This is a genomic window from Pseudomonas sp. SDO5522_S412, assembly GCF_054071215.1.
Window position 1 is genome coordinate 26,349 of the sequence record NZ_JBSVWQ010000055.1, and the last position, 7,426, is coordinate 33,774.

9 protein-coding genes are annotated in these 7,426 nt (G+C 61.8%); 5 read left to right on the forward strand and 4 right to left on the reverse strand.

Features of this window, described 5'->3' with window-relative positions; all coding sequences use genetic code 11:
* The first annotated feature begins 68 nt into the window (after window positions 1-68).
* Both ACW9I6_RS14345 and ACW9I6_RS14350 read left to right on the forward strand, forming a co-directional pair.
* Window positions 69-752, forward strand: a complete 684-nt coding sequence (locus tag ACW9I6_RS14345) for a DNA-3-methyladenine glycosylase (protein ID WP_134327366.1) — start codon at window positions 69-71, stop codon at window positions 750-752.
* Between the two features lie 148 nt (window positions 753-900).
* The gene (locus ACW9I6_RS14350) at window positions 901-2,217 is read left to right on the forward strand and encodes a bifunctional DedA family/phosphatase PAP2 family protein (protein ID WP_457339466.1); all 1,317 of its coding nucleotides are present in this window, start codon (window positions 901-903) and stop codon (window positions 2,215-2,217) included.
* Here the strand turns inward: ACW9I6_RS14350 and ACW9I6_RS14355 are convergent.
* The 4 genes from ACW9I6_RS14355 to ACW9I6_RS14370 all read right to left on the reverse strand — a co-directional run bounded on the left by ACW9I6_RS14355 (window position 2,214) and on the right by ACW9I6_RS14370 (window position 4,220).
* Window positions 2,214-2,420 carry a hypothetical protein gene (locus tag ACW9I6_RS14355; protein WP_003215427.1) on the reverse strand — a complete coding sequence of 69 codons (207 nt, stop codon included), beginning with the start codon at window positions 2,418-2,420 and terminating at the stop codon, window positions 2,214-2,216. The genes ACW9I6_RS14350 and ACW9I6_RS14355 overlap by 4 nt on opposite strands.
* A 112-nt stretch (window positions 2,421-2,532) precedes the next feature.
* Entirely contained in the window at window positions 2,533-3,123 is a 591-nt protein-coding gene (locus ACW9I6_RS14360; protein ID WP_003215426.1) for an LON peptidase substrate-binding domain-containing protein, read from the reverse strand.
* A gap of 21 nt (window positions 3,124-3,144) precedes the next feature.
* On the reverse strand, window positions 3,145-3,861 hold the full coding sequence (locus tag ACW9I6_RS14365) for an LrgB family protein (RefSeq protein ID WP_457339467.1): 717 nt from the start codon (window positions 3,859-3,861) through the stop codon (window positions 3,145-3,147).
* Window positions 3,858-4,220 carry a CidA/LrgA family protein gene (locus tag ACW9I6_RS14370; protein ID WP_003215424.1) on the reverse strand — a complete coding sequence of 121 codons (363 nt, stop codon included), beginning with the start codon at window positions 4,218-4,220 and terminating at the stop codon, window positions 3,858-3,860. The genes ACW9I6_RS14365 and ACW9I6_RS14370 overlap by 4 nt, the downstream gene beginning before the upstream one ends.
* Window positions 4,221-4,399: 179 nt before the next feature.
* On the opposite strand from ACW9I6_RS14370, the gene ACW9I6_RS14375 reads away from it, so the two are divergent.
* The 3 genes from ACW9I6_RS14375 (at window position 4,400) to ACW9I6_RS14385 (ending at window position 7,347) form a co-directional block, all read left to right on the forward strand.
* A complete protein-coding gene (locus ACW9I6_RS14375; RefSeq protein ID WP_003215423.1) occupies window positions 4,400-4,855 on the forward strand; it encodes a MaoC family dehydratase in 456 nt (151 codons plus the stop codon).
* A 103-nt stretch (window positions 4,856-4,958) separates the two neighbouring features.
* Entirely contained in the window at window positions 4,959-6,677 is a 1,719-nt protein-coding gene (locus ACW9I6_RS14380; protein ID WP_008436527.1) for a C13 family peptidase, read from the forward strand.
* A 28-nt stretch (window positions 6,678-6,705) separates the two neighbouring features.
* Window positions 6,706-7,347: an oxidoreductase gene (locus tag ACW9I6_RS14385; protein WP_003215421.1), complete on the forward strand. Its 642-nt coding sequence runs from the start codon at window positions 6,706-6,708 to the stop codon at window positions 7,345-7,347.
* The last annotated feature ends 79 nt before the right edge of the window (window positions 7,348-7,426 follow it).

Here is a 7,426-nt window from a genome sequence, read left to right on the forward strand (position 1 = left end):
GTTCAGCGGGAATTAAGGCTGGAGTTGTTATCATCCTGTCACATTTAGCCGTATTACCTTTGATCGCCATGTCCAGTTTCTCGCCGCTGATCCCCGCCAACGCCCTGCCCGACGGCTTTTTCGACCGTGACGCGCAACTGCTCGCGCGCGAATTGCTCGGAAAAGTCATTCGCCATCGTGTTGGTGATTTGTGGCTGTCGGCACGAATTATCGAAACCGAAGCGTATTACCTCGCCGAAAAAGGCAGCCACGCGTCCTTGGGCTACACAGAAAAGCGTAAGGCTTTGTTTCTGGATGGCGGGCACATCTATATGTACTACGCCCGCGGCGGTGATTCGCTGAACTTCAGCGCCCACGGTCCGGGCAATGCGGTGCTGATCAAATCAGCCTATCCGTGGGTCGACGAAGTCTCCGGCCCGGCCAGCCTGGCGCAGATGCTGCTGAATAACCCGGACGCCAGCGGCAGGCCACGGCCCTCGCAAAAGCTGTGCGCCGGCCAGACCTTGCTGTGCAAGGCGCTGGGTTTGAAGGTGCCGATGTGGGACGCCAAGCGCTTTGACCAGGAACTGCTCTACGTGGAAGACGTAGGGCTGGCGCCAGCGCAGATCATCCAGACCACCCGCCTGGGCATTCCCGGTGGGCGCGATGAACACCTGATGTACCGCTACGTCGATGCCGGTTATGCGCCGTATTGCACACGGAACCCGCTGCGCCGGGGCCAGGTCGAAGGCCGCGACTATTTTTTGATTTGAAACACACTAGCCCCCTGTAGGAGCGAGCTTGCTCGCGAAGCACCCGAGAGCGCCGCGCTAAACCAGATAGCCCGCGTCAGCGTTAACGACCTTCGCGAGCAAGCTCGCTCCTACAGAGGGGGTAATATTCACAAAGGGAGTTGATTGTATGGGCCCTTGGCTCGATAGCATTACCGGCTGGCTGACCCTGAACCCGCAATGGCTGGCCGTGGCGGTGTTTATCGTGGCGTGCGTGGAGTGCCTGGCCATTGCCGGCCTGATCGTACCTGGCACGGTACTGCTGTTTGCCATCGCCGCCCTGGCCGGCAGCGGCGCACTGTCACTGGGAGAAACCCTGTTGCTGGGCTTCCTCGGCGGCGTGCTGGGCGATGTTGTTTCCTACTTCCTCGGTCGCCATTTCCACCAGAACATCCGGCGCCTTCCCGGCCTGCGGCATCACCCGGAATGGATGAGCGGCGCCGAGGCTTACTTCCAGAAGTACGGCATCGCCAGCCTGTTGGTAGGCCGCTTCATTGGCCCGCTGCGGCCAATGTTGCCGATGGTTGCGGGCATGTGCGACATGCCCTTCCCACGTTTTGCCGCCGTGAGCCTGCTGGCCGGCGCAGGTTGGTCGGTGGCGTATCTGTTGCCGGGTTGGGCCACCGGCGCGGCCTTCCGCCTGCCATTGCCCGAAGGCTTCTGGCCGGAGGCCGGGATTGTCGCCGCCTGTCTCGCAGTGTTGATCGGCGTAAGCCTCAACAGCAGCCTGCGCGGCCATCGGCGCGCCACCCTATGGATTGGCTGCATCGGCGGCACACTGTTGATCGCGTTGTTTATCGGCTATCCCTACCTCAACGACTTTGACCAGGGCTTGATGGCACTGGTGCAGGAACACCGCGGCCCGGCGATCGACCGGGCGATGGTGATGGTGACCCAGCTCGGCGAGTTCAAGAAGATGTTTGTCGCCAGCGCGGTGCTGACCGGCCTGCTGGTGGTGGCGCGGCAATGGCGCCAGGCAATCTTTGTCGGCGCCACCCTGCTGGGCGCGGCGCTGATCAATACCGGGACCAAGCTGTTTTTTGCGCGGATGCGCCCCGAAGTGCTGACCGACCCACTCACCAGCTTCAGCATGCCCAGCGGCCATGCGTCCGGCTCGTTTGCATTCTTCCTGGCCTTGGCAGTGCTTGCCGGTCGCGGTCAACCGACACGACTGCGCCTGACCTGGCTGGTGCTTGGCTGCATTCCCGCCGCCACCATCGCGATTTCCCGGGTGTACCTGGGTGCACACTGGCCGACGGACATCCTGGCCGGCACCCTGCTGGCAATGACGGTGTGCGCCTTCAGCCTGACGTTAAGCCAGCACCGCAGCCTGTTGCCACCGATGCCGCCGAGAGCCTGGTGGCTGATCCTGCCGGTGTGTGGCGCGGTGCTCGGGTTCATTGCGTTTACCGGCACTTCCCACGCGCTGCTGAGGTATGCCTACTAGGCAGGCCCCAGCCAATCCAGGGGTGCAGCGCGGCGTTCGACGCTGCGCTCGCGCCGCTCCAGAAGCATTTCGTCAGCCATCTCCGCGGCGCGTTCGGCGATGTACTCCGCGCCGCGACCGTCGTTCATATGAAGAATTTGCGTGGTGACGGCCATAAAAAACGCATCCCACACGACTTGCTCCGATTGCGAAAGCCGAATCATCCTTTCCCCCTGGTCATCGTTACGTGACTGCCAACTATTTCAGGCAACGGGATCAGGACAACCACGGAAAATCTGAAGACCGGGAAGGACAAGTCCGAGTGACACTCGCGGGTCAGGTGAACAACTCGCCCTGCAACTCATCCAGCAGCAACTGGATCGCGTCCAGGCGCTGTTGCGGGTCATCGAGTTGCAACAGGTCGATCTTGTCGGCCTCGGTAAAGGGCAGCAGATAGGCCAACTGATTGCCCAGGGCTTGCTGTCCATCGGCGTGGGTGCCCATATCCAGGGACGCCACCATCGGATGCTCGGCCAGGGCATGAAGCAACGCCAGCAAGTCAGCGTCTTCCTCTTCCAGCGGTTGCTCGGGATGCTCGTGCAGCCATTGCACCTCGGCCACCAGTAACTGGTCCTTCTGCACACCGGCATCACGCACGCGGAAACGCCGGCCACCCTCGACCCGAATCCCCAGCAGGCCATTGTCCTGCTGCTTGAAGTCGCGGATCAGCGCCTCGCAGCCAATCAACGCATAGCCATCCGGCGCCAGCCCCACTTCCTTGCCGTCGAGGATGCACACCACGCCAAAGCTTTCGCCCTTTTTCATGCAGCGGCTGATCATGTCCAGGTAACGCGCCTCGAACAGCTGCAGGTCGAGGGTGCACCCGGGAAACAGCACGGTATTGAGCGGGAAAAGCGCCAGACTCATAAAGGTTTCCTTAAACCCGACTTAAATAACCAGCGACACGGCCAACGGCAGGAACACCGCCGTGGCCACGCCCATCAAACTCATGGCCAGCGCCGCAAAGGCGCCGGTCTCTTCGCTTTCCTGCAAGGCCACCGACGTACCTACGGCGTGGGCGGTCATGCCCAGCGCCATACCGCGCGCTTCGGGGCTGTGCACGCCCAACCGTGACAGGTACGCCGGACCGATCATCGCGCCGATCACCCCGGTGATCAGCACGAACACCGCCGCCAGTGCCGCTACGCCGCCGATCTGCTCGGCCACCAGCATCGCAATCGGTGAGGTCACGGACTTGGGTGCCATGGTCATCAGCATCATGTGTTCGGCGCCAAACCACCAGCCCAACAGCACGCACAGGCCGGTGGCCAATACGCCTCCCACCACCAGCGTAGTAAAAATCGGCCAGAACAATTGGCGAATTCGTCGCAGATTCAGGTAAAGCGGCACCGCCAGGGCTACCGTCGCAGGGCCCAGCAGGATGCTCATGATCTCGGTGCTCTTGCGGTACTCGACGTACGTCAGGCCACAGCCGAGCAACACGCCGATCACCAACAGCATCGACACCAGCACCGGTTGCAGGAAAATCCAGCGGGTTTTCTCGAAACCGGCCAGCACCAGCTGATAGGCGCCGAGGGTGATGCCGATGCCGAACAACGGGTGATGAATCACGGCGGTCCAGGCGCCCTGCCAGTCCAGTGTCATTGGCCGTCCTCCCGCTGCGCCTGGCGCTTGACCAGTTTCTGCATCAGCACGCCGACAAAGCCCATGGCGATCACCAGCGACAACACCAGCGCGCCGACGATGGCCCAGAAGTCGGCGGCGATGTCCTTGGCATACACCATCACGCCGACCGCAGGCGGCACCAGCAGCAATGGCAAATAACGCAGCAGGCTGCTGGCCGCCAGGCTCAGGGGTTCACCGACTTCGCCGCGCCACACCAGGAAGGCCAGCATCAGCAGCAGCCCGATAATCGGCCCCGGCAGCACCGGGACAAACAAATGATTGATCGCCGTGCCGAGTAATTGAAACAGCACCAGCCATGTCAGACCGCGTAACAGCATCCGTTCTTCCCCCCAAAAGCGTGTCGGCATTATAAGCACGCTGCCTCTATGGAGCGGCATTCGCCAAAAGCATGGTGGGTTGACCGGGCCAAGTGCCCGTGATGATCTACATTGGTTCTCTGGACCTGTCCAAAACTACAAAAACGATGAAGCCAACCGAGCAAAGAAGGAGAGTCGCAATGCCCTCAGTACCCGTAGCGCAACTCAAAGAATATGTCGGCAAGGAACTGGGACGTTCTGCATGGCTCACCATCGACCAGGAACGTATCAACCTGTTCGCGGAAGCCACCGGCGATTTTCAGTTCATCCACGTCGACCCGGTGAAAGCCGCCCAGACCCCGTTTGGCGGCACCATCGCCCACGGTTTCCTGTCGCTGTCGCTGATACCCAAGCTGATCGAAGACATCCTGATCATGCCCGAAGGCCTGAAGATGGCGGTCAACTATGGCCTGGACAGCGTGCGCTTCATCCAGCCCGTGAAGGTCGACTCCAGGGTGCGCCTGGCTGTGACCCTGACCGACGCCACCGAGAAAAAACCTGGGCAATGGTTGCTTAAAGCCACCTGCACCCTGGAAATCGATGGCCAGGAAAAACCGGCCTACATTGCAGAATCGTTGTCACTCTGCTTCGTCTGAAACCTGGCTGTGGTGAGCCCGCCCGCTCACCACAATTCATGTAAATTTATGTATAGATCTCGCAGCTGCGGCATACTCGGCGCTCAATTATCCGGATCCCGCTATGCGCCCACTCGCTCCCCTTGCTCTTGTCCTGTTGCTCACCGCGTGCGGCGACGGCGAATCGCTGTTGCCGCCCGATGCGCGGCTGCCCGATGGCGGTCGTTACCGTGGCGATGTGGTCAATGGCTTGCTGCAAGGCCAGGGCCGGGTGGATTACCCCAATGGCAGTTGGTACGCGGGCCAGTTCGATAAAGGCCAGTGGCACGGCCAGGGCGAATGGCATGGCAGCAACGGCGAGGTCTATAAAGGCCAGTTCCAGCAGGGCCTGTTCGACGGCCAGGGCAGCCTGACCACGTCGGGCAACAGCTACGTCGGCGGTTTCAAACAAGGTAAGCGCAACGGCGAAGGCACCCTCAAAGAGGGGCAGATGACCTATCGGGGCGAATTCAAGGACGACCAGTATTCCGGCCTCGGCCGCCTCGAGTTGGCCGACGGCAGCCAGTACCAGGGCCAGTTCGCCCACGGCAAGCCCAACGGCGAAGGCCAGCGCAACGACGACAGCGGCAACCAGTTCAGCGGCCGCTTCGTCGATGGCCAACTGGAGGGCAACGGCACCTTCAACAGCGCCGACGGCGACATGTACATCGGCCATTTCAAACAAAACCAGCTCAACGGCAAGGGCCGCTACGAAAACGCCGACGGCGACGTATGGATCGGCGAATTCAAGGAAGGCGCCCTCAGCGGCAAGGGCGAACTGATCGGCGTCGATGGCAGCCACTACGTCGGCCAGTTCGTCGACTGGCGCTTCACAGGCACAGGCCGCCTGAACCTCACCGACGGCAGCTTCTATATTGGCGGCTTCGACAGCGACAGCTATCAAGGTCGTGGCACTTTGGTGCTCACCGACGGCACCGTGCAGGCCGGCACCTGGGTCAACGGCATGCGCGTGCGCGACGCCGAGGGCAAATTGTTGCCTGACCCGCTGGAAATCGGCCTGTTTGCCCAGGGCCACTTGCTGGATGCCGCCCTCGCCGCCGTGCCCGCGTCCAAATCGGGGGTGGAGCTGTACACCCTGGTGGTGGCCGGCGACGGCAAACAAAGCGTGTTCCTGCGCGAAGCCGACTACGTCAGCAACATGCTTGCCACGCGCTTCGGCGCCTACGGCCAGATCCGCCTGGTGAACCATCGCGACCATATTGCCGACCGCCCGATGGCCACTCGCGAAAGCCTGCGCCGCGCAGTCCAAACCCTGGCCGAACGCAGTGGCCCGCAAGACCTGGTGTTTATCTACCTGACCAGCCACGGCACTCACGAGCACGAACTGGTGCTCGACCAGCCGCGCATGGAGCTGGCCGACCTGCCGGCCGATGAGCTGGCCGCCGTGCTGGCACCGCTGAAGAACCGCGACAAGATCATCGTGATTTCGGCCTGCTACTCCGGCGGGTTCATCCCGGCCCTGAAGGACGAACACACCCTGATCATGACCGCCTCGCGCGCCGATCGTGTGTCGTTCGGCTGCTCCGAAGAGGCCGACTTCACCTACTTCGGCGACGCCCTCTTCGCCCAGGCCTTCAACCAGACCGACGACTTGCAGCAAGCCTTCAAGCTGGCACAGACCCACGTGGCCGAACGCGAACAGGCGGACAACTTCGAAGCCTCCGAACCGCAGATCTGGGCCCCCAAAGGCGTAATCGCCCATTGGCAATTATTACGCAAACAGCAGGCACGAAAGGCGCTCGAAAGCGTCTCAATGAATAGCAAGGAAGCCAAGAGCAACTAAGCTGAATCTGTATCAAGGGGGAAACATCATGTACCTGACGCCTCAGCATATCTTGCTCGCCGGAGCCTCCGGCTTGACAGGGGAGCACCTGCTGGACCGCCTGCTCAACGAGCCGACCGTGACCCGCGTGCTGGCACCCAGCCGCAAGCCTCTGGCCGAGCATCCACACCTGGAAAACCCGGTGGGCGACCCGGCAGTATTCCTGCCGCAACTGAGCGGCCAGGTGGACATCGCCTTCTGCTGCCTGGGCACCACCATCAAGCAGGCCGGCTCCGAAGAAGCGTTCCGCGCCGTCGACCTGGACATGGTCGTGGCCTTTGCCAAGCGCGCCCGGGAAATGGGGGCGCGGCACCTGATCGTGATCAGCGCAATCGGCGCCGACCCGAAATCCTCGATCTTCTACAACCGCGTCAAGGGCGAGATGGAACAGGCGTTGAAAGCCCAGGATTGGCCGCAGTTGACCATCGTCCGACCTTCGCTGTTGTTGGGTGAGCGATTGGAACCGCGGCTGGCCGAGCAACTGGCCGGGCCATTGTCGCGGCTGATTCCGGGCAAGTACCACGGCATTGAAGTGTGCGAACTGGCGCGGGCGATGTGGCGACTGGCGCTGGAAGAGCAGGATGGGGTGCGGGTTATAGAGTCGGACGAGCTGCGCAAGCTCGGCAAATAACACGTAATTCCAGGCAGGACACCATCCAAATGTGGGAGCGGGCTTGCTCGCGAATGCGGTGGATCAGTCAATGATACAG

Bases quoted from the DNA above. Each gene is read 5' to 3' on its own strand.
- ACW9I6_RS14345 (WP_134327366.1), top strand. From the start codon at position 69: ATGTCCAGTTTCTCGCCGCTGATCCCCGCCAACGCCCTGCCCGACGGC.
- ACW9I6_RS14350 (WP_457339466.1), top strand. From the start codon at position 901: ATGGGCCCTTGGCTCGATAGCATTACCGGCTGGCTGACCCTGAACCCG.
- ACW9I6_RS14355 (WP_003215427.1), bottom strand. From the start codon at position 2,420: ATGATTCGGCTTTCGCAATCGGAGCAAGTCGTGTGGGATGCGTTTTTT.
- ACW9I6_RS14360 (WP_003215426.1), bottom strand. From the start codon at position 3,123: ATGAGTCTGGCGCTTTTCCCGCTCAATACCGTGCTGTTTCCCGGGTGC.
- ACW9I6_RS14365 (WP_457339467.1), bottom strand. From the start codon at position 3,861: ATGACACTGGACTGGCAGGGCGCCTGGACCGCCGTGATTCATCACCCG.
- ACW9I6_RS14370 (WP_003215424.1), bottom strand. From the start codon at position 4,220: ATGCTGTTACGCGGTCTGACATGGCTGGTGCTGTTTCAATTACTCGGC.
- ACW9I6_RS14375 (WP_003215423.1), top strand. From the start codon at position 4,400: ATGCCCTCAGTACCCGTAGCGCAACTCAAAGAATATGTCGGCAAGGAA.
- ACW9I6_RS14380 (WP_008436527.1), top strand. From the start codon at position 4,959: ATGCGCCCACTCGCTCCCCTTGCTCTTGTCCTGTTGCTCACCGCGTGC.
- ACW9I6_RS14385 (WP_003215421.1), top strand. From the start codon at position 6,706: ATGTACCTGACGCCTCAGCATATCTTGCTCGCCGGAGCCTCCGGCTTG.